The following is a 21,288-nucleotide window of genomic DNA, read 5'->3' on the forward strand; positions in this document are numbered from 1 at the left end:
GTCTAACGGTAGTATGCCCGCTTCCATCTGCTATGTATGAATGGAAAAATTAAAGCGAGAAGTAATTCGTTAGAAACTTTGCAATCCCGTCTTGTTCATTTGTATCAGTGACTTCATTTGAGACACGTTTCACGGCATCAATTCCGTTGCCCATTGCTACACCGCAACCAGCAAATTCAAGCATTTCTAAATCATTGTCTTCATCTCCGAATGCCACAATCCTCTCCTTAGGAACACCGTAATAATCACTGATCTTTTGCAGTCCAACGGCTTTGTTCATGCCTGTTTTAATGATTTCAATCACGTGCCACGGGGCAGCCCAGCGCCTGTGATCAATCACTTCAGCGTGAACATCTGATAAATAGCTTCGAATGGCTCCGACGTCCTCTTCTTTTGCATGAATTAACACGCTCGTCACATTCTCTCCAAGGTTGTCCCTAAGGTCTCCAACGGTGACTTTGTTTGCATTCATATTAAAGATATCAATGAGTTTTTCATCATGATAATGGAAATACAAATCGTCTAATACTTCAGCTAACACATTGTGCACTTTATACTCTTCACTAATGTCTACAAGCTGTTTGACCACTTGAAGATCAAGTGACGTATGAAATCTGCCCCATTTTTCATCAAGAGGATGATGGACAAACGCTCCGTTAAAATTCACAATGGGTGAATCAAGCTGTAATTGCTGATAATAAGGAGAGCTGGATCGAAATGGCCGGCCTGTTGATATACAGACGTGATGACCGCTGTCTCTCACTTTTTGAATGACGTCAAGTGTGTGCGCAGAAATGGTTTTATCATCTTTTAATAATGTGCCATCCAGGTCAAGTGCGATTAGATAAGGTTTAGTCTCCATAAAATCTCCTTTGATCTGTAAGTGATAGGAGGCAATTTCATGTTAGCGCCTCTATCTATAGTGTATCTTTATCACATCTTTGTTGTCTACATGTTAAAATAAACAAAGACGGGAATGATAAAGGAGGATTCATAGGCTGTGATCACCATTGATGAGCAAATTACGCGCGATATTCCATTTTTACATATCGTAAAAGCTGAAAATAAAGACAAACCGCTGCCGCTTGTATTTTTCATTCATGGATTTACAAGTGCACGCGAGCATAATTTACACTTCGCCTTCCATTTGGCGGAAAAAGGCATGAGAGTCATTTTGCCTGACTGTGCTTATCATGGTGTAAGATCAGAAAACCTCAGCTTAGAGGAACTGGCATCAAAGTTCTGGGAAATTGTTCTGAACGAAATTCGTGAAATCGATATACTTAAAACATACCTTCAAGAAAAACAATTGATTGAAGCCGATCTGATAGGCGTTGCGGGTACATCCATGGGCGGCATCACCACCTTTGGTGCACTTGCCAAGCATGATTGGATCAAAGCCGCTGTCAGCTTGATGGGAAGTCCAAACTATACGACGTTTCTAAAAGCACAAATCATGGACATGCGTCACAAAGGGTTAATGAAAGACATTACAGACGAAGAGGTTCATCTGCAATTAGACGCCCTGCGCCCATATGATTTAACGCTGCAAACGGATCGATTAAACAAAAGACCGCTCTTATTCTGGCATGCAGAAAATGATCCTGTCGTCCCTTACCGGCACGCAAAATCCCTATACGATGAGTTAGCGTCCACACAATATAAGCAGGATCCGCACCTGATTCGCTTTATCACTGATGGACAAGCTGGCCATAAAGTCTCAAGACAAGCGATGTTTGAAACGATTGACTGGTTTGTGACACATCTGAAAAGCACAAACGTTTAGTCAGAAGAAAAAGTACGTTATACTAATGGAAAAAGGAGTGGATATCATGGATGAAGCATTGAAAGAAAATATTTTAGGCGCCCTAGAACAGGTGATTGACCCTGAGCTGAATGTCGACATCGTCAACCTTGGACTTGTCTATGATGTCGATCTTGATGAGAATGGAAAAGCGGATATCACCATGACCTTAACATCAATGGGTTGTCCTCTTGCACCAATTATCGTGGATGAAGTCAAAAAAGCATTAAGTGATCTTCCAGAAGTAAAAGAAACAGAAGTTCACATCGTATGGAATCCGCCTTGGACACGAGACAAAATGTCAAGATACGCAAAAATTGCGCTCGGTATTCAATAAGCAAAAATGCCTGGTATGAGTTGAACTCATGCCAGGTTTTTTTATGAAAAATTAAGGTGGGGGAAGAGAGTAGCTTGATATAATGGATGTAATTTTATAGAACGGAGTACCTATCATGAAACGAAAATGGCTATGGATCGTTCTTTTGATCGTATATGCTGCTGCATTTTGTGCATCAATCACCATACGAGAAGGCAAGGCACACAAAAAACAGGATCTTGAGGCTTTTACTGATGTCAGTCATCTCATGCCTATCAAAATCAAAAAAGTTGTTCAAGGGAAAGAGGTAGACACGTTAAAAGAAGTATTGAAAGAAGCAAAAGCTAAACACCTGCCGATTTCTATTGCCGGCAAACAGCATAGCATGGGAGGCCACACATATTATGAAAACGGCATCGTGCTCGATATGACGGAATACCGCCAGATTTTAGCGTTTGATCCAAAGAAGAAAACGATTCGGGTTCAAAGCGGCGCTACATGGGATGATATACAAAAATATGTGAATCCATACGGTCTTGCTGTGAAGGTAATGCAATCGCAAAATATCTTTACAATTGGCGGATCTTTAAGTGCAAACGCACATGGACGTGATATTCGCTACGGGTCACTCATTGATACAGTACGTTCCTTTAGGCTGTTAAAAGCAGATGGTGAGATTGTCACAGTAAAACCAGGCGATGATTTGTTTTCTGCGGTCATTGGGGGATACGGGTTGTTCGGTGTCATTTTAGATGTTGAGCTTTCTTTAACAAAAGATGAATTATATAAAATGGAGACAACCTCTCTGGGTTACGATGAGTACACGGATTATTTTCAAAAGTATGTCAAACACAACAAAGAAGTACGCATGCATCTTGCCAGAATCTCCACAGCAAAAACAAACTTTTTGAAAGAAATGTATGTGACGAATTATTCCCTCTCTTCAAATCAAGAAATCGAATCATATCAAGAGCTGAAAGAAGATCAACTCGTCATGCCATTGAAATTTATGCTCGGCCTTTCAAGGAGATTTGATATGGGGAAAGATCTGCTCTGGAATTTGCAAAAGAAGTATTTCCTAAGTCAAAATGATCAGCTGATCACAAGAAACAATGTAATGCGTTCTGACTCTGCCTTTTTGGAATATGAAAATGATTCAGACACAGATGTGCTGCAGGAATATTTCGTCCCAGTTGACCGTTTTCGTGCGTACATCGATGACATGAGAGCCTTTTTACAACAGGAAAATTTGAATCTAATGAATATCACAATACGCTATGTTCAAAAAAATGAAAAAGCGGATCTCTCATATGCGAAACAAGATATGTTTGCCCTCGTGCTTTTAGTGAATTACGGGTTTGAAAAAGAAGAGAAAGCGGAAGCAGAGCGGATCATTCGAAAAATGACAGATATCACGCTGCGGCACGATGGAAGCTATTACTTACCGTACATGCCATATCAAACGAAGGCGCAAATGAAGAGGGCTTACCCTAAAACTGATGTATTTTTCCAAAAGAAAAAACAAGCAGATCCAGATGGTACGTTTACCAACTACTTTTATGAGAGGTACAATACACAATGAATGCAAAAGCAATGAAATGGTTTGTCTACTCACAAAGTCTGCTGTTTTTCGCCAGCAGTTTGATATTTCCTTTTTACATTCTTTTTATTAAAAATGTTGGATCAAGCTATTCACAGTTTGGACTCGCCTATGGTCTGTTTGGTTTAAGCGGTGCGTTTATTCATTTACTATTAGGGAAACTACCAGAAACCACCGACAGGAGGATCTTTTTAATCATTCATTCGTTTGGTATGGCGTTTCTTTTACTGCTTTTTCCGCATATAACAGAAGTGGGGCAAGTGTATATAATCCAGCTTGCACTTGGTGCACTTGGCGGCTTTCAAAAACACGGGGAGAAATTGCTTGTTACTGATCTCACAACAGAGAACAAACGAATGAAAGAAGTCGGTCACTATCATTTTTGGACAGCCCTTTTTTCATCCATCGCCATTATGCTTGGCGGCCTTTTTGCTGATTTCTTTACCGTTTACTTCATTTTTTATGCAAGCTCCATATTATATTTATGCAGTGCACTCATGGTCATCTATATCAAAAACGAAAGATAAATCCGCATGTCTCATGAAGATATGCGGTTTTTTTGTTGAAAAAAAATGAAAACAAATATTAAATATACAATTGAATTAATTTTTATACATGTTATAATGTTAAATAATTTCACAAAGATCAAGAGGGTGTATTGACGTTGAAAATAGGTATTATAGGTGCTACAGGGTACGGTGGTGCGGAATTGGTTCGTATCTTCAAGCATCACCCGCATGTGGAGGAATGTATATTGTATTCATCAAGTGGTGATGGGCAATCATACAGTCAATCTTATCCGCATCTGACAACGATTACTGACCAAACATTAAAAGCCATTGACCCGGCTGCCATTGTGCGAGAGACAGATGCTGTGTTTTTAGCGACACCAGCAGGCGTATCAAGTGAACTGACGCCAAAGCTTATGAATCAAGGAGTGCCGATCATTGATTTATCAGGTGATTTGCGCATTCAAGATGGAGCAACCTATGAAGCATGGTATAAACGAAGGGCAGCGGATGGAGCATCTGTTCAACAAGCGGTGTACGGTTTATCCGAACTGAATCGTGACAAAATTCAACAGGCTGAAGTGATTGCCAACCCGGGCTGCTTTCCTACCGCAGTTCTTCTCGGTTTAGCACCGCTCATCAAACAGAATGTCATCGATGAATCCATGATTATAATAGATGCAAAAACAGGGGTGTCCGGTGCCGGACGATCTGCCTCACTTGGCACGCATTTTTCAGAACTAAACGATAACTTTAAAATTTATAAGGTGAATGAGCATCAGCATACGCCAGAAATAGAGCAAATATTAAGAGAATGGAATCCGCAGACGGCGAACGTCACATTTTCTACGCATCTTGTCCCGATGACAAGAGGGATTATGGCGACGATGTATACACAATTAAAAACAGATGTCACAAAAGAAGAATTGATGAAGCGAATGAAAGACTTTTATGAAGATTCCTATTTTGTCAGAGTGAGAGATCACGGCGTTTATCCACAAACGAAAGAAGTATACGGCAGTAACTTCTGTGATATTGGCTTTCATTTAGATGAGCGAACAGGGAGACTGACAATCGTGTCGGTCATAGACAATCTCATGAAAGGTGCGGCCGGTCAAGCGGTTCAAAACTTCAACATCATCAAAGGCTTACATGAAGAGGCGGGCCTCACAATGACACCTCTTTATCCATAAGAGAACAGGGGAGACAACAAACATGATCGAATTGAATGAAAAAAGCATTGTCAAAATAGACGGTGACGTATCATCACCAAAAGGCTTTGAAGCAAAGGGGATTCACATTGGCTTGCGCTATTCAAAAAAAGACCTTGGCCTCATCGTCAGCGAAGTGCCAGCAGTAAGTGCAGCGGTCTACACACAAAGTCACTTTCAAGCTGCGCCTCTCAAAGTCACACAACAAAGCTTAAAAAAGACAGGACAATTAAAAGGTGTCATTGTCAATAGTGCCATCGCCAATGCATGTACTGGTGAGCAGGGATTAAAAGACGCATACGACATGCAGGCAGCCTGTGCAGATATGTTAGGTGTAGCACCTGATTATATTGCTGTTTCTTCTACAGGTGTCATTGGGGAATGTCTGGAGATGGATAAAATCAAAAAGGGCATCGCCGAGTTAAAAGAAGCAAAAGCCGAAAAAGGCCATTTTGAAGAAGCGATCTTAACGACAGATACTGTCATTAAAAATACAGCATACACCCTTACGATAGACGGAAAAGAGATCATCATTTCAGGCGCAGCAAAAGGTTCGGGCATGATTCACCCGAACATGGCGACAATGCTTGGCTTTGTCACAACAGATGCAAATGTCGAACAGGAAGCCTTACAGCAAGCGCTTCGTGACATTACGGATGTGACTTTTAATCAAATTACCGTCGATGGAGAAACTTCGACAAACGATATGGTGCTTGTAATGGCAAATGGAATGGCACAAAACGATGCACTCAATCAAGAGCATCCAGAGTGGCCATTGTTTAAAGAAGGATTAAAACTAGCTTGCGAGGATTTAGCCAAAGAGATTGCGAGAGATGGAGAAGGCGCAACCAAATTAATTGAAGCAAAAGTCGCTGGTGCTAAAAATAACTTGGAAGCCGGCATCATTGCGAAAAAGATTGTTGGTTCAAGTCTTGTTAAAACCGCCGTATATGGTACAGATGCCAACTGGGGACGAATCGTTGGAGCCATTGGTCATAGTGCAGCTTCCGTCACACCGGAAGAGGTAGAAGTCTATTTAGGCGGACAATGTTTGTTCAAACACAATGAACCGCAGCCATTCTCAGAAGAGAAAGCAAAAACATATCTAGAGCAGGATGAGATTACGATTTTCATTCAAATGAGTGAGGGGAATGGTGAAGCAGCAGCATGGGGCTGTGATCTTACCTATGATTATGTGAAAATTAACGCGAGCTATCGCACATAAAGAAGGAGATAGACATGAATAAAACGATCGTGTTCAAGTGTGGAGGCAGTGTCATTCGAGAACTTTCAGATACATTTTATGAAAATGTCCGCTCACTTCAAGCTGCTGGATTTAAGCTGGCTATCGTGCATGGCGGAGGACCTGAAATCACCGACATGCTGCAAAAATTAGAAGTGAAAACAGAATTTGTTGACGGTCAGCGTAAAACAACGAAGCCTGTGTTAGAGATAGCCGAAATGGTTCTCTCAGGAACAGTCAATAAATACTTTGTGTCAGAGCTCGCAAAGCATGATATATCATCTGTCGGCGTATCCGGTAAAGATGGGCAGATGCTTGTCGCCGATTTCCTTGATCAAGACGTTTACGGGTACGTTGGCGAAATCAAAGAAGTTCATCCAGAAATGGCAGAAGCACTCATGGAGAAACAATTCATTCCTGTGATTGCGCCGCTGTCTATGACGGAAGAATGTCAAACCTTAAATGTGAATGCTGATTTAGCTGCATCAGCTGTCGCCGGAGCGATGAAAGCTGATAAGCTCATGTTTGTCACAGATGTTGAAGGCATTTTAAAAAATGGTGAACTATTAGATGTCGTCACAGAACAAGAAGCCCTTTCACTCATTGATGAAGGCATTATTTCCGGGGGAATGATTCCAAAAGTACAATCCGCTTTGAGTGCTTTATCAGGTGATGTAGATGAAGTGATGATCGTAAATGGCAAAGGCAGTATCTTTACAGGAGAAACCTTTAAAGGAACAAGAATCGTGAAACAAAAGGAGGCGGTCCTGTGAGTCATCTTTTTCAAAACTATGGACGGTGGAATGTTGAAATTAAAGAGGCAGCAGGTTCTTGGGCAATCGATACAAATGGAAAAAAATATTTAGACTTTATACAAGGCATTGCTGTTACAAATTTAGGCCACAATCATCCAAAGGTCAATCAAGCCATTAAGGAACAGCTTGACCACGTCTGGCATGTATCGAATCTATTTGAAAATGGACTGCAAGAAAAAGCAGCAGAAAAGCTGGCAGCAAACAGTTCAGGGGATCTCGTGTTTTTCTGTAATAGCGGGGCAGAGGCAAATGAAGGTGCCATTAAATTAGCACGTAAAGCGACAGGGAAAACAAATATCGTCACATTTTTGCACTCTTTCCATGGGCGCACGTATGCTGGTATGGCTGCCACAGGTCAAGATAAAATCAAAACTGGCTTTGGCCCTATGCTAGAAGGCTTTCACTACGTACCGTTTAATGATCCAGACGCTATGTCAGCCTGTGCAGTCGATGATGTGGCAGCGGTGATGCTGGAGGTTGTGCAAGGTGAAGGTGGAGTGAATCCAGCGACACCAGAATTCCTTGAAGCCGTTCAAGCATTTTGCAAAAAGCATGAAGCACTGCTGATTGTAGATGAAATTCAAACGGGCATCGGTCGTACAGGAACAGCATTTGCGTACGAAGAGACGTGTCTTGACCCTGATATTATCTCAGCAGCAAAAGGGTTAGGGAACGGCTTTCCAGTTGGTGCAGTCATAGGGAAAAAAGCTCTAGGAGATGCATTCTCTCCAGGTTCACATGGTACAACATTTGGTGGGAATATGCTCGCCATGGCCGCTGTGAATGCGACACTCGATGTCATTTTCAAAGAAGAGTTTCTTTCAGAAGTGAAAGAAAAGGGTGATTACCTGTTAGAAAAGCTGCAAAAAGTCAAACAGCTGAATATTGTAAAAGAAGTGCGGGGAAAAGGATTGATGGCAGGTATTGAATGTGATCAGCCAGTCGCCGGCTATATCACAGCTCTTAGAGAACAAGGTTTGCTTGTGCTTCCAGCTGGTCCGAATGTCATTCGTTTATTACCTCCGCTGAATGTGAAGAAAGCAGAGCTGGATCAGGCGATCGAAGCAATTGTTCAAGTATTAGCCAATAAAACAGTTTCGGTGTAAATTTTTTTACAAACGAACGTATAAAAATACATTTGTATCATTAATTATTCAATTTTGGGGTGACATAAGCATGAAAGGTTATTTAAATTTAGAAGATGGAGCCTCTTTTGAAGGAGATCTGACAGGAGAAGCTGGCATCACAGGTGAAGTGGTCTTTTTTACAGGTATGACAGGTTATCAAGAGGTGCTCACAGATCCTTCCTATAAAGGTCAGATCATTGTTTTCACATATCCGCTGATCGGAAATTACGGCATTAACCATGAAGACTTTGAGAGCAAGAAGCCTCAAGTAAAAGCGGTGGTTGTGTACGAGGCAGCAGAGCATTTTTCACATCATCTTGCAGCGGTCAGCTTAAAAGATTATTTACAAAAGTGGAATATCCCGCTTCTGACACATACAGATACGCGCGCAGTCGTGCAAAACATCCGGGCAAATGGAACGATGAACGCTGTGCTCAGTGTAGACGAAAACGAAACACCGCCTGCAATGAAACAAGACAATGTCGTCGCACAGGTGACAGATAGTGAGATTTACACACAAGGCAGCGGTGAAGAACATGTGGCGCTCATTGATTTTGGCTTTAAAAAATCAATTGCAGATTCGCTTGCAGCGCGCGGCTGTAAAGTAACCGTCATTCCATATAAACAAATGGAAAAGGTATTTGAGGTCAAGCCGGATGCGATCCTCTTGTCAAACGGACCTGGAGACCCGAAAACCATGACACCGTATTTAAAAACAATTCATGACATCATGATGACATTTCCGACACTTGGGATCTGTCTAGGTCACCAATTAATCGCTCTTGCACTTGGCGGAGATACGTATAAGCTGCCATTTGGCCACAGGGGAGCGAATCATCCTGTCCAGGATACAGAGTCCAAACGTGTCTTTATGACAAGTCAGAACCACAGCTATGTTGTGAATGAAAAAAGCATGAATGACAAAGAAGTGGATGTGAAATTCCTTCATGTCAATGATGGATCTGTAGAAGGATTCATTCATAAAGAAAAGCTGATTATGTCAGTTCAATTTCATCCAGAAGCACACCCAGGGCCTGCTGAAAGTGAATGGGTATTCGATGATTTTATTGAGAAAGTGAAACAAGCAAGGAGAGAAGTCGCACATGCCTAAAGATCAAAGCATACAAACCATTCTAGTCATCGGGTCTGGTCCAATCATCATTGGTCAGGCAGCAGAATTTGATTACTCAGGAACACAAGGATGTATGGCCTTAAAAGAAGAAGGCTACAAAGTCATCTTAGTGAATAATAACCCAGCAACCATTATGACAGACGAGTCATTTGCTGATGAAATCTATTTTGAACCGCTTTCAGTTGATTCAGTGACAAGAATCATTGAAAAGGAAAAACCAGATGGTCTTTTAGCCAACCTTGGCGGACAGACGGCTTTAAACCTTGCTGTCGAGCTGGAAAAAGCCGGTGTGCTGAAAAAGCATGGGGTGACCCTGCTCGGAACGTCAGTTGAAACCATTGAAAACGGTGAAGATCGAGAGAAATTCCGTGCTCTCATGAAGCATTTGAACGAACCTGTGCCAGATAGTGAAATTGTGGATAATGCGGAAGATGCTCTTCAATTTGCAAAAGAAGTCGGCTTCCCAGTTATCCTAAGACCAGCATACACACTTGGCGGTAAAGGCGGCGGAATCGCTCTAACAGAAGAGGCGTTTAAGCCGCTCATTGAAGGAGCTCTTTTAGCGAGTCCAATTCACCAGTGTTTAGTTGAGAAAAGCATAGCTGGCTTTAAAGAAGTCGAATATGAGGTCATGAGAGACCGTCAAAATACGTGTATCACGGTATGCAACATGGAAAATATCGATCCAGTTGGTGTGCATACAGGAGACTCGATTGTCGTTGCACCTTCCCAAACATTAACAGATCAGGATTACCAAATGCTCCGTTCTGCAAGCCTGAAAATCATTTCAGCGCTGGATGTAGTCGGCGGCTGCAACATCCAATTTGCCCTTGATCCACTCAGTAAAGAATACTTTGTCATTGAGGTGAATCCTCGGGTCAGCCGTTCTTCCGCTCTTGCATCAAAAGCAACAGGCTATCCGATTGCGAAAATGGCAGCTAAGCTTGCGGTGGGGTATACGCTAGACGAATTGAAAAACCCGCTCACAGGCACAACCTATGCTAGTTTTGAGCCGGCACTCGATTATGTTGTCGTGAAATTCCCGCGCTGGCCGTTTGATAAATTTAAACAGGCAGACCGTCAATTAGGCACAAAAATGAAGGCCACTGGCGAAGTCATGGCGATTGATCGGAATTTAGAGTCAGCCATTCAAAAAGCCGTTGCATCACTTGAAATTAAAACGAAGGGCTTCCACCTGCCAGAACTGAAAGAGCAATCGACAGAACAATTATTTGAACTCATCAAAACACCAGACGATCGCCGGTTTTTCGCTGTTATGGAGCTTCTTTCAAGACAAGAAACGGTTGAAACGATTCATCAAACGACGAAAATCGATCGATTCTTCTTACATGTGTTCCAGAATATGATTACTCTTGAACAAGAATTGAAAGATCATAAGGGGACGCTATCAAAAGATACCTTGAAAAAGGTAAAGGAAAAGGGTTTCCTTGATGAAACGATTGCTCTTCTTACGGGTCACACGGAAGAGTCAATCAGGCAGCTTCGTCAAGAATACGGCATTGCTGCTTCATTTAAAATTGTCGACACATGTGCGGCGGAATTTGATGCAAAAACGAATTACTTCTATTCCACCTACTTCGGCAAAAGCGATGGTGAACATCAAGAAAAAACAAAGCAGCGTGCACTCATCATTGGTTCTGGTCCGATTCGAATCGGGCAGGGGGTCGAGTTTGATTACAGTGCCGTTCATGGCGTTCTGACCTTGCAAAAGCTTGGATTTGAAACCATCATGATGAACAACAATCCAGAAACAGTCAGTACTGATTATGAGATTGCCGATCGTTTATATTTTGAGCCGATTACATTAGAGCACATCCTAAACGTTGTGGAAGCAGAACAGATTGATTTTGTCATTGTCCAATTTGGTGGACAGACTGCGATTAACGTCGCAGAAGGCTTGGAAAAAGCCGGTGTCACGTTGTTAGGTACGTCCTTTGATACGCTGGATGCACTTGAAGACCGTGATTTATTCTATCAGCTTCTTGATGAACTGAATCTTCCTCACGCAAAAGGAGATACGGCTCATTCAAAAGAAGAAGCACTCGTACATGCGAAAAGCATCGGTTACCCTGTATTAATTCGCCCATCGTATGTCATTGGCGGAATGGGAATGATCGTTGTTCAGTCAGAAGCACATTTGGCGTCACTGCTTGATCAGCCAGATCATTTGCCATACCCAATCTTAATTGATGAGTACGTCACTGGAAAAGAAATTGAAGTCGATCTTATTTCTGACGGAAAAAAGGCGTTCATTCCAACCATCGTAGAACATATTGAGAAAGCGGGCGTGCACTCAGGTGACAGCTTTGCCATTTTACCAAGTATCTCAATCAGTGAAGACATCAAACAGCAGGTGCATACCGCGTCTGAACAAATAGCGAAGAAATTAGCGTTCAAGGGCATTATGAATATCCAATTTGTCATCAAAGGGGATCAGGCGCTTGTATTAGAAGTGAATCCGCGGGCAAGCCGGACTGTACCAGTCGTCAGTAAGGTAATGGGCATTGATATGATCCCAATGGCCACTCAATTATTAGCTGGTGCATCGCTTGAAGAACTAAACCCTGCAACGAAAAACAAAGGGGGGACAGCGGTCAAATTCCCAGTGTTTTCATCACATGCCATTCAAGATATCGACCTCAAGTTGACACCTGAAATGAAAGCGACAGGAGAAGGAATGTGTGTAGGCAAGAACGCCGAAAGCGCCTTGAAAAAAGTGTTTGCGCCGATCTGGAAGCAAAAAGGAAGCCTCTTTATGCAAGGCAGCGAGCAATTGATAGATGAAGCGAAGCATGCAGGCTTTGACGTCTGGACTGGCAGCTTTGAATCTTGGCTGCAGAATGAAGACAAATCCCTTCATATTCATTTAGGAGAAGATGAAGAGGCAAAAGAGCAGCGTGTAAAAGCACTCACACACGGCGTTCAAGTCCTAACCGAATATGAAACAGTTCAAGCATTCCTGCAAGGAAAAAATGGAGATGTATCACCAGTATCGCTCCATGAATTATATAAAAAGGAAGTGACGGCATGACTCAAGTCGACGTGCAACCGGCATTATACGGAAAAGACTTTTTATCATTAAAAGATTTCTCAATCCATGAGATTGCTTATTTAATTGAAAAAGCGGAAGAAATGAAACAAAACCCATATCAAGATTTATTCAAAGGAAAAACGTTAGCGATGATCTTTGAAAAATCTTCAACTAGAACCCGTGTCTCGTTTGAAGCGGGGATGACGCAGCTAGGAGGACATGCGCTCTTCCTCAGCTCAAATGATTTGCAAATTGGCAGAGGAGAAACCATCAGTGATACAGCGCAGGTGCTGTCTGGTTATGTCGACGGTATTATGATTCGAACCTTTGAACATGAGAAGGTTGAAGAGCTTGCACAATACGCGTCTATTCCAGTCATTAATGGATTAACCGACTACTCACATCCATGTCAGGCGCTTGCTGATTTATTAACCATTAAAGAAACAAAAGGTACTTTAAAAGGAATCAAAGTGGCCTATATCGGTGACGGAAATAACGTGGCGCACTCCTTAATGGTCGGCTGTGCGCAGCTAGGCTGTGACATTGCGGTTGCATCACCAAAAGGCTATGAACCGCTTCAAGAAGTAACAAACACTGCCCGTGAGTTTGCAAAACAATCAGGCGCAGAAGTGACCGTGACAACAGATCCTGTTGCAGCTGTAAAAGATGCAGATGTTATTTATTCAGATGTGTTTACAAGCATGGGGCAGGAAGCAGAAACAGAGAAACGTCTTGCTGAATTTAAAGAATATCAAGTCAATGACGAACTGATGAGTCATGCAGCAAAGGACTATATTTTCCTTCATTGTCTCCCGGCACATCGCGGGGAAGAAGTAACGGCAGATATTATTGACGGGCCGCAATCAAAAGTATTTCAACAGGCAGAAAACCGCCTGCATGTGCAAAAAGCGTTAATGAAAGAACTTATGTACCAACCATCCAAATAAATCCAAGTGTCCCTGACTCGTATGAGCAGGGACTTTTTGCATAAAGGATTGGAGAGCCAAGGGACGGGACATAATAACATCAATCGAGAAAGGAGGATGAAAATGGGTCAGCAGCATCAGTTTAAATCAGGGAATAAAGCACCGAATAATGGTGTGTATATCGAGATCGGCGAAACTGGAAGTATGGTGAAAGATCCTTTAAAGATTAAGCTTAAAGCAGGCGATGTCTTTCCTGATAACTCGAACCATAATCGTGTTTGGACCTACCAAAGAAAGCCGTAAGCAATTGACTAAGAGTCAGCAGGAATAAGACTTTAGAGGCATGTGTCATGCCTCTTTTTTCTTTATAATAAAAAACAATTAAGTTCAAATTTTCAAATAAATAGTATGAAAAAAAGAGAACTTAAGGTAAAATATGTAATATATTGTTGAAAGGATTTGTGTGATGGAAAAGATGAATCTCAGTGAAAGTGTTTGGAATAAACGCTTCACCTCATTATTCATATCAAGACTCATTAAAAACACAGGGGAAAGTTTTGCTTTTACATCCGTCCTTTGGCTATTGATTTTAAGAGGGGATGGAGCGCTCGGTACAGGACTTCTTCTAGCAGTAACTGTTCTCCCTTCATCTTTGTTAGCCCCAATATTAGGACCTCTTATGAAAAAGCACCATTTGTCTAAATGGATGTTCGCTTCAGATGTTGTTCGAGCAACAATTGTACTCATTATTCCACTTCTGCACTTTTCGCATCTATTGCCTCTATGGTTATTGATTTCATTAATGGTTATTCAATCGGCAACAGGTGCAGCTTATAATCCAGCTTCGGTGGCAATCTTACCGCAGATTGTTCCAAAGCATCTCATTCAAAAAGCAAATGCAATCCTGCAATCTTCTTTTGAGATTGTTGCACTTGCAGCAGTCATGGTGGCAGGTCTTTTGGTTAAATTAATTGGACCTGCAGATACTCTGCTGATCACCACTGCTTTATTTGTGATTTCTGGTCTGTTTATTATCGGGGTCAAACTAAAGAAAACTGATGAAGAAGAAGCAGCGGGCATTAAACAAGCGAAGAATACATATTTGTATAACTTAAAAAGAGGTTTTCTCGTTGTCAAAAACCATCACATTTTATTTGCGCTCACGCTGTATTGTATCTTAATGAATGTCGCAGCAGCTCCGTGGCAGGCACTGTCAGCGGTATACGTAGCAGAAGCGCTGCAAAGCGACTCCATGGTGTATTCCATTTTAAGAGGTGTTGCCGCAGTTGGCGCGTTTATGATGGGCTTTGCTCTGGCAAAAGTGAAAATTAAGAGATTTGGTTTGTTCTTTATTGTCGCTGGCATGATTGAAGGGGCTGCATTCTTTATTACAGGGATGAGTACATGGCTGCCGGTTGTTCTGCTTGCTTCCTTTATTTTCGGAGCTGCTGTCAGTGCGATCAATGTGCCGGAAATGGTCATTATTCAAACATCTGTTGACCAAGAGGATCAGCCGCAAGTATATGCTGTGATCAATGCCTCATCAAATGTCTTTCTCCCGCTTGCAGCTGTCGTATCAGGCGTCCTGGCAGAAAGATTTGGAGCGGGACCTGTCATTGCTGGCGGAGGAATCCTTGAAATTTTATCAGGTATCGCGATCTTCCTGTTTACAGGGCTTGCGAAAAGCCATTTGACAGCGGACAAACAGAAGTCCTAAACCGTCGAGGTATAAACAATAAAAACCCCCTGTATGTTTAAGGCAGGGGGTTTTAGCGTGCCGCAATCACTCTGCAAAAAGAAAAAAGAGCTAAACATCAATTTAGCTCTTTTTCACAAGTCATATTAAGAATGTTTTGTTGAACTTTCCGTTTCTTTCATTGGACTTACTTCAGCAAAGATGAATAAAATAACCGTAAACACAACTGCAAGAATGGAAGTGAGCGTAAAATCATAAGCAGCTCCATTCATAGAGGCAACGATGTAACCAGCCATATGTGTCAGCAGAAAAGTCCAAATGAGGGTGATAATATAATGCATAATCCCACCGTCCTTTATGTAACAATCTATTGATTATCATACCATAGATGCAAGTGAAGGGAAAAGACTGTTTTCCGCCTTTATGTGACCATTTTGAGACCTTCTGCTATAAAAATAAAAAGAATTCTTCTGTCTTTAGGGGATTTCCTTATTCCTACAAGAGTTGTTGTTCATATCATAGAAAGCAGAATCACTGAAAGGAGGCTGGCCATATGGGTGTAAGCGAACGTTTTTTCCAGCTTGGTTCCCAGTGGAACATCATTCACCTTCCTCAAAAACCAAATGGCTTTGGCATTCTAATCCTCGGTGACCGAAATCACTTTGTGCAGGAAAATACATCATTCTGGCTTCAGCATTATGGAAGAAACCAGCTTTTAACTGCCTTAAAGGATGAAGGATATACATTGTTTAATAGTCATCTTCATGGGAATCACTGGGGATGCGAAGATGCTGTTTTTAGCGCCAAGCAGCTCGTGCATCACACACTAAAACAAGAAATATTAAACCGGGAAATTCATGTGCTCGCAGAGGGAATGGGTGCACTTGTTGCCATGAGCCTTGCTGAGGAGATGCCTGAAGTACTAAGGTCCATTGCGATGGTGAATCCATGTCTGAATCTGGATGCACAACGAGAAAGAGAAAAGGAACACAAATTCTTTTATAAGCAGCTGCTCAAAGAGTTAGCAGAGAGCTATGGCTGTTCTGAAAAGGAAGCTGAAACGTATCCACTGCCTTCTTGTCCTGTTCATTCTGCTCATGTGCCGATTCATATATGGCAAAGGCTAAACGGCGCACCTTATGCATATGAACTTCACGCAAAGCCTTTTATTGATCAGCATATGAAAAATCCAGAACATTGTCAGGTCGATCTCACGCTGCATATGTTTGATCATCCGAGAAGAATCTTTCAATCCATTCACAAGTTTTATAAATCGCATGAAAGAGAATTGTGATGAATAGGATGATAACAGCCCTTCATAGAAAGGGCTCTTCTTTTTATTCGATATTAAAAAAGGGGACGTGAACATGGAAACAGGACTGATCATAGGAGCAGATGAGTTTTTTGGCCTGACACTTTGTGAATATATGATGAAAGAGGGCATTCAAGTGGATATCACGCGTCCTCATGATCTTAAAGAAGAACAAAAGGCACTGTTAGAAGAGCGGATGATGTGGCTGGGCAGAAATGATCTCGTTCGTGTCATTGACCTTCAGGATAGCAAAGACACGTATGATCTCATTTTTATTCAATCAGAGGAACCGCATAACAGGCAGAAAGACATCAAAGCAGAGCATGGCATGTACCAGATTCTTTATGAAAAGCCTGAAAACGAATCAGCGAAACAGAATGTGGCGGCAGTTATTCTTCCTCGCATGTTCGGACCATGGACACTCAATGAAGATCAAACAAAGCGTGCAGATTCACTTTTTGTAGAAGATGTGGCAAAGGAATTGTTACAATGGGCATCGGACACAGGTCAAAGACAGGACATGACGTATGAATTGAAGGTAGAAAGCCAAACAGATGACAAACAAGCAGAAGACATGATTGCAGAATGGAAAAGACAAAACTCAACATTTTTCGACAAAAAGCAAGAATGATCTTCCATCTTATCTTTTTTCAGTATAAAATAAACCTATATTTAACATACAGGTTCATCACTGCATGTTGTAAAAGGGAGTTGAACATGGCATGAAGTACCAGCGGCTTGTCATGATCTTTTCGTTCCTTCTTCTATTATCTGCCTGCTCGCAGGCGCCTTTAAAAGGAAAAATTGAGAAGGTGGGTTTACTCGTCCCCGATACGATCAATGATCAAGTTTGGGGAACGAAAGGTTATAAAGGCTTATTAAGTATCCAATCAACATTTGGTGTAGATGTTTATTATAAGGAAGGAATGGTCGACAAGGAGAAAATCGTTGATGCCATTGAAGAATTCCATAAAAAAGGAGTCAATTTGATTATTGGCCATGGCAATGAATACAGTGAAATTTTTAACTTGATCAGTGAAGATTATCCAAACATACAATTTATTACGGTCAATGGAAACAAGCCTCAGGCGGGCAATGTCACAAACGTGACGTTTAAAGGTGAAGCGATGGGCTTTTTCGGAGGCATGACAGCTGCACATATGTCAAAAACAAAAAAGATTGGTATTCTTGCTACATATGATTGGCAAAGTGAAGTAGACGGCTTTATCAAAGGAGCAAAATATCAAGATGAACATGTACAAGTATTAGCAGAGTTTGTCGAAAACTGGGATGATGCTGACAAAGCGGTGGAGCTTTATCAAAAATTAAAAAAGCAGGGCGTTGATGTTGTGTATCCAGCAGGTGATGGGTATAATATCCCTGTCATTGAACAAATCAAAGCCGATAATTTATCAGCGATCGGGTACGTCACCGATCAATCCAACCTCGGCAGCCATACAGTTTTAACGAGCACTGTACAGCATGTTGATAAAGCGTACAGTATCATTGCAAAGAAGTTTAATGAAGGCAAGCTAAATGAACAAGATGAGTACTCCTTTGATTTTAAAGAAGGAGTGGTCGAGATGGGGAAATTTAGTTCCACCATTGACGACGCTTTTGTGAAAGACATTGAAAGTGATATTGCGTCATACAAAAAAACAGGTAAACTGCCAAATGAAAAGTGAGGAGACGACGACATGCAGCACGAAAAATCGATGGAATTTTTACAAATTGCCATGAAGTATTTTCCGCAGGCGAAGGAAGAGTTAGATAAAGCAGGGATTCAGCTTGAGCCTGAAGCACTTCAGCCGCTTCTAACATTATTTACATCTGTCATGCAAGAAGCATACGAGCTTGGAAAAGCAGATGCAGAATCAGAAAAAGCCACAGAATAGTGGCTTTTTTTATGATAATTTTTTCTTGAAGGCACTAATCATAGGACCAACATCTTTAAACACAGGCTTCAGCTCATCGATGGAGTTCATAATGTTCCCAATTTGATTCATGACATGCATGTAGTCAATTGAGTCATCACTTGAAGATGTCTCCGCACGTTCCTCCTTTGCCTCTGTCTTGCTTTTCTCCTTTTCAAGCGGCTGTCCAAACATCATTGCTGAGAAAATATCTTTTTGCGCCATATCACATGTTCCTTTCTACTATTGGTATATATCATTAATCTATGAAAAAAGTGAGAGGAAAGGTTAGACGTTTGTATTGCCAAGAAGAAAAAAATAAGGTAAAATTAGTACCAGATACTAATATAAGATCACAATATCACATGCTCGTATGAGTAAAAGGAGTCTTATTCAATGAATGCTGGAATTATTGGCCTTGGCCGCTATATACCTGAAAAAGTATTAACAAATCATGATTTAGAAAAAATGGTTGAAACTTCTGACGAGTGGATTCGTACTAGAACAGGTATAGAAGAAAGAAGAATTGCATCTGATGATGTCAATACATCTCATATGGCGCTTGCTGCTGCAAAAAAAGCATTAGCTGACGCAGATGTGGCTGCAGAAGATATCGATATGATTCTTGTGGCGACAGTCACGCCAGATCAAGCATTTCCGACAGTTGCTTGTATGATTCAAGAGCAGCTCGGTGCACATAAAGCATGTGCAATGGATATTAGCGCTGCGTGTGCTGGCTTTATGTATGGGCTTGTTACTGGAAAACAATTTATCGAATCAGGAACTTACAAACACGTGCTTGTCGTCGGTGTTGAAAAGCTTTCTCGCATTACCGACTGGGATGACCGCAATACAGCTGTTTTGTTTGGAGATGGAGCTGGAGCTGCTGTGCTGGGAGAAGTCAGCGAAGGTAAAGGAATTCTATCATTTGAACTTGGAGCAGATGGAAGCGGCGGGAAGCACTTGTACTTAGATGAAAAAGATCATACAATCATGAATGGACGAGAAGTATTTAAATTTGCTGTAAGACAAATGGGCGAGTCAAGTGTAAATGTCATTGAAAAAGCTGGACTATCAAAAGAAGACGTTGATTTCTTGATCCCGCATCAAGCAAATATTCGCATTATGGAAGCAGCACGCGAACGCTTAGAGCTTCCAGTTGAAAAAATGTCGAAGACTGTCCATAAATATGGAAACACATCAGCAGCATCCATTCCAATTTCACTATGTGAAGAAATCGAAGCCGGAAAAATTCATGACGGCGATGTGATTGTAATGGTTGGTTTTGGTGGCGGATTAACTTGGGGCGCAATCGCTATGCGGTGGGGCCGATAAAAGAGTGGGGTGCACAAATTAATGGATAAAAAACGAGTAGTTGTTACAGGATTAGGTGCTTTGACACCACTTGGCAACGATGTAGAGTCAACATGGAAAAATGCTTTAGCGGGTGTATCAGGGGTTGGACCGATTACACGTGTCGATTCAAGTGAATATACCGCAAAAGTAGCAGCAGAACTAAAAGATTTTAACATTGAAGATTACATGGAGAAAAAAGAAGCGCGAAAAATGGCACGCTTCACGCAATATGCAGTCGTTGCTGCTCAAAAAGCGCTGGAAGATTCACGTCTTGAAATCACAGATGAAATCGCACCGCGTGTTGGTGTATGGGTTGGGTCTGGTATTGGCGGACTTGAAACATTTGAAGAGCAGTTCGAAGTGTATTCAAATAAAGGGGCAAGACGCGTCAGTCCATTCTTCGTCCCAATGATGATTCCTGATATGGCGACAGGCCAAATCTCTATTGCACTTGGCGCAAAAGGGGTTAACTCTTGTACAGTGACAGCATGTGCAACAGGAACAAACTCAATTGGTGATGCATTTAAAGTGATTCAGCGCGGCGATGCAGATGCGATGATCACAGGCGGAACAGAAGCGCCATTAACAAAAATGTCGTTTGCAGGTTTCTGTGCGAACAAAGCCCTTTCGACAAATCCTGATCCAAAGACAGCAAGCCGTCCATTCGACAAAAACCGTGACGGATTTGTCATGGGTGAGGGTGCAGGGATTATTGTTCTTGAAGAACTTGAGCATGCCTTAAAACGTGGTGCGACCATTTATGCAGAAATCGTTGGTTATGGTTCAACTGGAGATGCCTACCATATAACAGCACCAGCTCCGAATGGAGAAGGCGGCGTCCGTGCAATGAAAGAAGCGATTCGAGATGCAGGTTTATCTGTGGAAGACATTGACTATATCAATGCCCACGGTACAAGCACACCTTACAATGATAAATTTGAAACAATGGCGATTAAAGAAGTGTTCGGAGAGCATGCGAACAAGCTTGCGATCAGTTCGACAAAATCAATGACAGGTCACTTACTTGGCGCAGCAGGCGGGGTAGAAGCGATTTTCTCTGTTCTTGCGATTAAAGACAGCGTCCTTCCTCCAACCATTAATCTTGAAACACCGGATGAAGAATGTGATCTTGATTATGTAGCAAATGAAGCACGTTCAAAAGAAGTACAAGTGGCTTTAAGTAACTCACTTGGTTTTGGCGGGCATAATGCGACAATTATTTTTAAAAAATACGAAGCATAATACTTTCTGAGAAAGCGGCGGTCGATAAACAGAT

The 21,288-nt window shown here is 41.8% G+C and carries 22 protein-coding genes; 19 read left to right on the top strand and 3 right to left on the bottom strand.

Annotated features, from left to right (window positions below; all coding sequences use genetic code 11):
* Positions 1-49: 49 nt before the first annotated feature.
* On the bottom strand, positions 50-862 hold the full coding sequence (locus tag MHB67_RS05370; protein ID WP_024425068.1) for a Cof-type HAD-IIB family hydrolase: 813 nt from the start codon (positions 860-862) through the stop codon (positions 50-52).
* 138 nt (positions 863-1,000) lie between these two features.
* On the opposite strand from MHB67_RS05370, the gene MHB67_RS05375 reads away from it, so the two are divergent.
* The 13 genes from MHB67_RS05375 to MHB67_RS05435 all read left to right on the top strand — a co-directional run bounded on the left by MHB67_RS05375 (position 1,001) and on the right by MHB67_RS05435 (position 15,452).
* A complete protein-coding gene (locus tag MHB67_RS05375; protein WP_342492843.1) occupies positions 1,001-1,786 on the top strand; it encodes an alpha/beta fold hydrolase in 786 nt (261 codons plus the stop codon).
* Between the two features lie 46 nt (positions 1,787-1,832).
* Positions 1,833-2,141, top strand: coding sequence for a metal-sulfur cluster assembly factor (locus MHB67_RS05380; protein ID WP_024425066.1), 309 nt, complete (start codon positions 1,833-1,835; stop codon positions 2,139-2,141).
* A 115-nt stretch (positions 2,142-2,256) separates the two neighbouring features.
* Entirely contained in the window at positions 2,257-3,702 is a 1,446-nt protein-coding gene (locus MHB67_RS05385) for an FAD-binding oxidoreductase (protein ID WP_342492844.1), read from the top strand.
* Positions 3,699-4,247 (top strand): MFS transporter, encoded by a 549-nt coding sequence (locus MHB67_RS05390; protein ID WP_268415762.1) that lies wholly within the window; start codon positions 3,699-3,701, stop codon positions 4,245-4,247. The genes MHB67_RS05385 and MHB67_RS05390 overlap by 4 nt, the downstream gene beginning before the upstream one ends.
* A gap of 137 nt (positions 4,248-4,384) precedes the next feature.
* Positions 4,385-5,422: an N-acetyl-gamma-glutamyl-phosphate reductase gene (gene argC, locus MHB67_RS05395; protein ID WP_024425065.1), complete on the top strand. Its 1,038-nt coding sequence runs from the start codon at positions 4,385-4,387 to the stop codon at positions 5,420-5,422.
* 22 nt (positions 5,423-5,444) lie between these two features.
* Positions 5,445-6,665: a bifunctional ornithine acetyltransferase/N-acetylglutamate synthase gene (argJ, locus tag MHB67_RS05400; RefSeq protein ID WP_103132104.1), complete on the top strand. Its 1,221-nt coding sequence runs from the start codon at positions 5,445-5,447 to the stop codon at positions 6,663-6,665.
* A gap of 14 nt (positions 6,666-6,679) precedes the next feature.
* Positions 6,680-7,456: an acetylglutamate kinase gene (gene argB, locus MHB67_RS05405; RefSeq protein WP_103132103.1), complete on the top strand. Its 777-nt coding sequence runs from the start codon at positions 6,680-6,682 to the stop codon at positions 7,454-7,456.
* Complete coding sequence (locus MHB67_RS05410) at positions 7,453-8,604, top strand: acetylornithine transaminase (RefSeq protein ID WP_044335428.1); 1,152 nt, start codon at positions 7,453-7,455, stop codon at positions 8,602-8,604. Before argB ends, MHB67_RS05410 begins: the two co-directional genes overlap by 4 nt.
* A 70-nt stretch (positions 8,605-8,674) precedes the next feature.
* On the top strand, positions 8,675-9,736 hold the full coding sequence (locus MHB67_RS05415) for a carbamoyl phosphate synthase small subunit (RefSeq protein WP_073204688.1): 1,062 nt from the start codon (positions 8,675-8,677) through the stop codon (positions 9,734-9,736).
* Complete coding sequence (locus tag MHB67_RS05420; protein ID WP_198456812.1) at positions 9,729-12,809, top strand: carbamoyl phosphate synthase large subunit; 3,081 nt, start codon at positions 9,729-9,731, stop codon at positions 12,807-12,809. Before MHB67_RS05415 ends, MHB67_RS05420 begins: the two co-directional genes overlap by 8 nt.
* On the top strand, positions 12,806-13,756 hold the full coding sequence (argF, locus tag MHB67_RS05425) for an ornithine carbamoyltransferase (protein WP_149125766.1): 951 nt from the start codon (positions 12,806-12,808) through the stop codon (positions 13,754-13,756). The genes MHB67_RS05420 and argF overlap by 4 nt, the downstream gene beginning before the upstream one ends.
* 102 nt (positions 13,757-13,858) lie before the next feature.
* Positions 13,859-14,038, top strand: a complete 180-nt coding sequence (locus MHB67_RS05430) for a YjzC family protein (protein ID WP_008348517.1) — start codon at positions 13,859-13,861, stop codon at positions 14,036-14,038.
* 163 nt (positions 14,039-14,201) lie between these two features.
* On the top strand, positions 14,202-15,452 hold the full coding sequence (locus MHB67_RS05435; RefSeq protein ID WP_342492845.1) for an MFS transporter: 1,251 nt from the start codon (positions 14,202-14,204) through the stop codon (positions 15,450-15,452).
* Between the two features lie 125 nt (positions 15,453-15,577).
* On the opposite strand, the gene MHB67_RS05440 is transcribed toward MHB67_RS05435, so the two are convergent.
* A complete protein-coding gene (locus tag MHB67_RS05440; protein ID WP_003211779.1) occupies positions 15,578-15,772 on the bottom strand; it encodes a YjzD family protein in 195 nt (64 codons plus the stop codon).
* A 212-nt stretch (positions 15,773-15,984) separates the two neighbouring features.
* Between MHB67_RS05440 and MHB67_RS05445 the strand changes: the two genes are divergently transcribed.
* The 4 genes from MHB67_RS05445 to MHB67_RS05460 all read left to right on the top strand — a co-directional run bounded on the left by MHB67_RS05445 (position 15,985) and on the right by MHB67_RS05460 (position 18,638).
* The gene (locus tag MHB67_RS05445; RefSeq protein WP_024425057.1) at positions 15,985-16,725 is read left to right on the top strand and encodes a hypothetical protein; all 741 of its coding nucleotides are present in this window, start codon (positions 15,985-15,987) and stop codon (positions 16,723-16,725) included.
* A gap of 73 nt (positions 16,726-16,798) precedes the next feature.
* Positions 16,799-17,374 carry a nad binding enzyme gene (locus MHB67_RS05450; protein ID WP_342492846.1) on the top strand — a complete coding sequence of 192 codons (576 nt, stop codon included), beginning with the start codon at positions 16,799-16,801 and terminating at the stop codon, positions 17,372-17,374.
* Positions 17,375-17,465: 91 nt separating this feature from the next.
* The gene (locus tag MHB67_RS05455; RefSeq protein ID WP_024425055.1) at positions 17,466-18,428 is read left to right on the top strand and encodes a BMP family ABC transporter substrate-binding protein; all 963 of its coding nucleotides are present in this window, start codon (positions 17,466-17,468) and stop codon (positions 18,426-18,428) included.
* 12 nt (positions 18,429-18,440) lie between these two features.
* The gene (locus tag MHB67_RS05460; RefSeq protein ID WP_024425054.1) at positions 18,441-18,638 is read left to right on the top strand and encodes a ComZ family protein; all 198 of its coding nucleotides are present in this window, start codon (positions 18,441-18,443) and stop codon (positions 18,636-18,638) included.
* Positions 18,639-18,647: 9 nt separating this feature from the next.
* Here the strand turns inward: MHB67_RS05460 and MHB67_RS05465 are convergent, their stop codons facing one another.
* Positions 18,648-18,881 carry a hypothetical protein gene (locus MHB67_RS05465; RefSeq protein ID WP_024425053.1) on the bottom strand — a complete coding sequence of 78 codons (234 nt, stop codon included), beginning with the start codon at positions 18,879-18,881 and terminating at the stop codon, positions 18,648-18,650.
* A 171-nt stretch (positions 18,882-19,052) separates the two neighbouring features.
* Here MHB67_RS05465 and MHB67_RS05470 point away from each other — a divergent pair, with 171 nt between their 5' ends.
* Positions 19,053-19,991 carry a beta-ketoacyl-ACP synthase III gene (locus MHB67_RS05470; RefSeq protein ID WP_024425052.1) on the top strand — a complete coding sequence of 313 codons (939 nt, stop codon included), beginning with the start codon at positions 19,053-19,055 and terminating at the stop codon, positions 19,989-19,991.
* Positions 19,992-20,012: 21 nt separating this feature from the next.
* Complete coding sequence (fabF, locus tag MHB67_RS05475) at positions 20,013-21,254, top strand: beta-ketoacyl-ACP synthase II (RefSeq protein WP_024425051.1); 1,242 nt, start codon at positions 20,013-20,015, stop codon at positions 21,252-21,254.
* Positions 21,255-21,288 lie beyond the last annotated feature (34 nt).

It is taken from the genome of Bacillus sp. FSL H8-0516 (assembly GCF_038635285.1).
GTDB classification, from domain to species: domain Bacteria; phylum Bacillota; class Bacilli; order Bacillales; family Bacillaceae; genus Bacillus; species Bacillus safensis.

Excerpts from the sequence above, each read along its gene's own strand:
- MHB67_RS05415 (WP_073204688.1), top strand. The coding sequence starts at position 8,675 with ATGAAAGGTTATTTAAATTTAGAAGATGGAGCCTCTTTTGAAGGAGAT.
- MHB67_RS05465 (WP_024425053.1), bottom strand. The coding sequence starts at position 18,881 with ATGGCGCAAAAAGATATTTTCTCAGCAATGATGTTTGGACAGCCGCTT.
- MHB67_RS05450 (WP_342492846.1), top strand. The coding sequence starts at position 16,799 with ATGGAAACAGGACTGATCATAGGAGCAGATGAGTTTTTTGGCCTGACA.
- argB (WP_103132103.1), top strand. The coding sequence starts at position 6,680 with ATGAATAAAACGATCGTGTTCAAGTGTGGAGGCAGTGTCATTCGAGAA.
- fabF (WP_024425051.1), top strand. The coding sequence starts at position 20,013 with ATGGATAAAAAACGAGTAGTTGTTACAGGATTAGGTGCTTTGACACCA.
- MHB67_RS05420 (WP_198456812.1), top strand. The coding sequence starts at position 9,729 with ATGCCTAAAGATCAAAGCATACAAACCATTCTAGTCATCGGGTCTGGT.
- MHB67_RS05390 (WP_268415762.1), top strand. The coding sequence starts at position 3,699 with ATGAATGCAAAAGCAATGAAATGGTTTGTCTACTCACAAAGTCTGCTG.
- MHB67_RS05430 (WP_008348517.1), top strand. The coding sequence starts at position 13,859 with ATGGGTCAGCAGCATCAGTTTAAATCAGGGAATAAAGCACCGAATAAT.
- MHB67_RS05380 (WP_024425066.1), top strand. The coding sequence starts at position 1,833 with ATGGATGAAGCATTGAAAGAAAATATTTTAGGCGCCCTAGAACAGGTG.
- MHB67_RS05435 (WP_342492845.1), top strand. The coding sequence starts at position 14,202 with ATGGAAAAGATGAATCTCAGTGAAAGTGTTTGGAATAAACGCTTCACC.
- MHB67_RS05460 (WP_024425054.1), top strand. The coding sequence starts at position 18,441 with ATGCAGCACGAAAAATCGATGGAATTTTTACAAATTGCCATGAAGTAT.
- argJ (WP_103132104.1), top strand. The coding sequence starts at position 5,445 with ATGATCGAATTGAATGAAAAAAGCATTGTCAAAATAGACGGTGACGTA.
- MHB67_RS05455 (WP_024425055.1), top strand. The coding sequence starts at position 17,466 with ATGAAGTACCAGCGGCTTGTCATGATCTTTTCGTTCCTTCTTCTATTA.
- MHB67_RS05445 (WP_024425057.1), top strand. The coding sequence starts at position 15,985 with ATGGGTGTAAGCGAACGTTTTTTCCAGCTTGGTTCCCAGTGGAACATC.
- MHB67_RS05370 (WP_024425068.1), bottom strand. The coding sequence starts at position 862 with ATGGAGACTAAACCTTATCTAATCGCACTTGACCTGGATGGCACATTA.
- MHB67_RS05440 (WP_003211779.1), bottom strand. The coding sequence starts at position 15,772 with ATGCATTATATTATCACCCTCATTTGGACTTTTCTGCTGACACATATG.
- MHB67_RS05385 (WP_342492844.1), top strand. The coding sequence starts at position 2,257 with ATGAAACGAAAATGGCTATGGATCGTTCTTTTGATCGTATATGCTGCT.
- argF (WP_149125766.1), top strand. The coding sequence starts at position 12,806 with ATGACTCAAGTCGACGTGCAACCGGCATTATACGGAAAAGACTTTTTA.
- MHB67_RS05470 (WP_024425052.1), top strand. The coding sequence starts at position 19,053 with ATGAATGCTGGAATTATTGGCCTTGGCCGCTATATACCTGAAAAAGTA.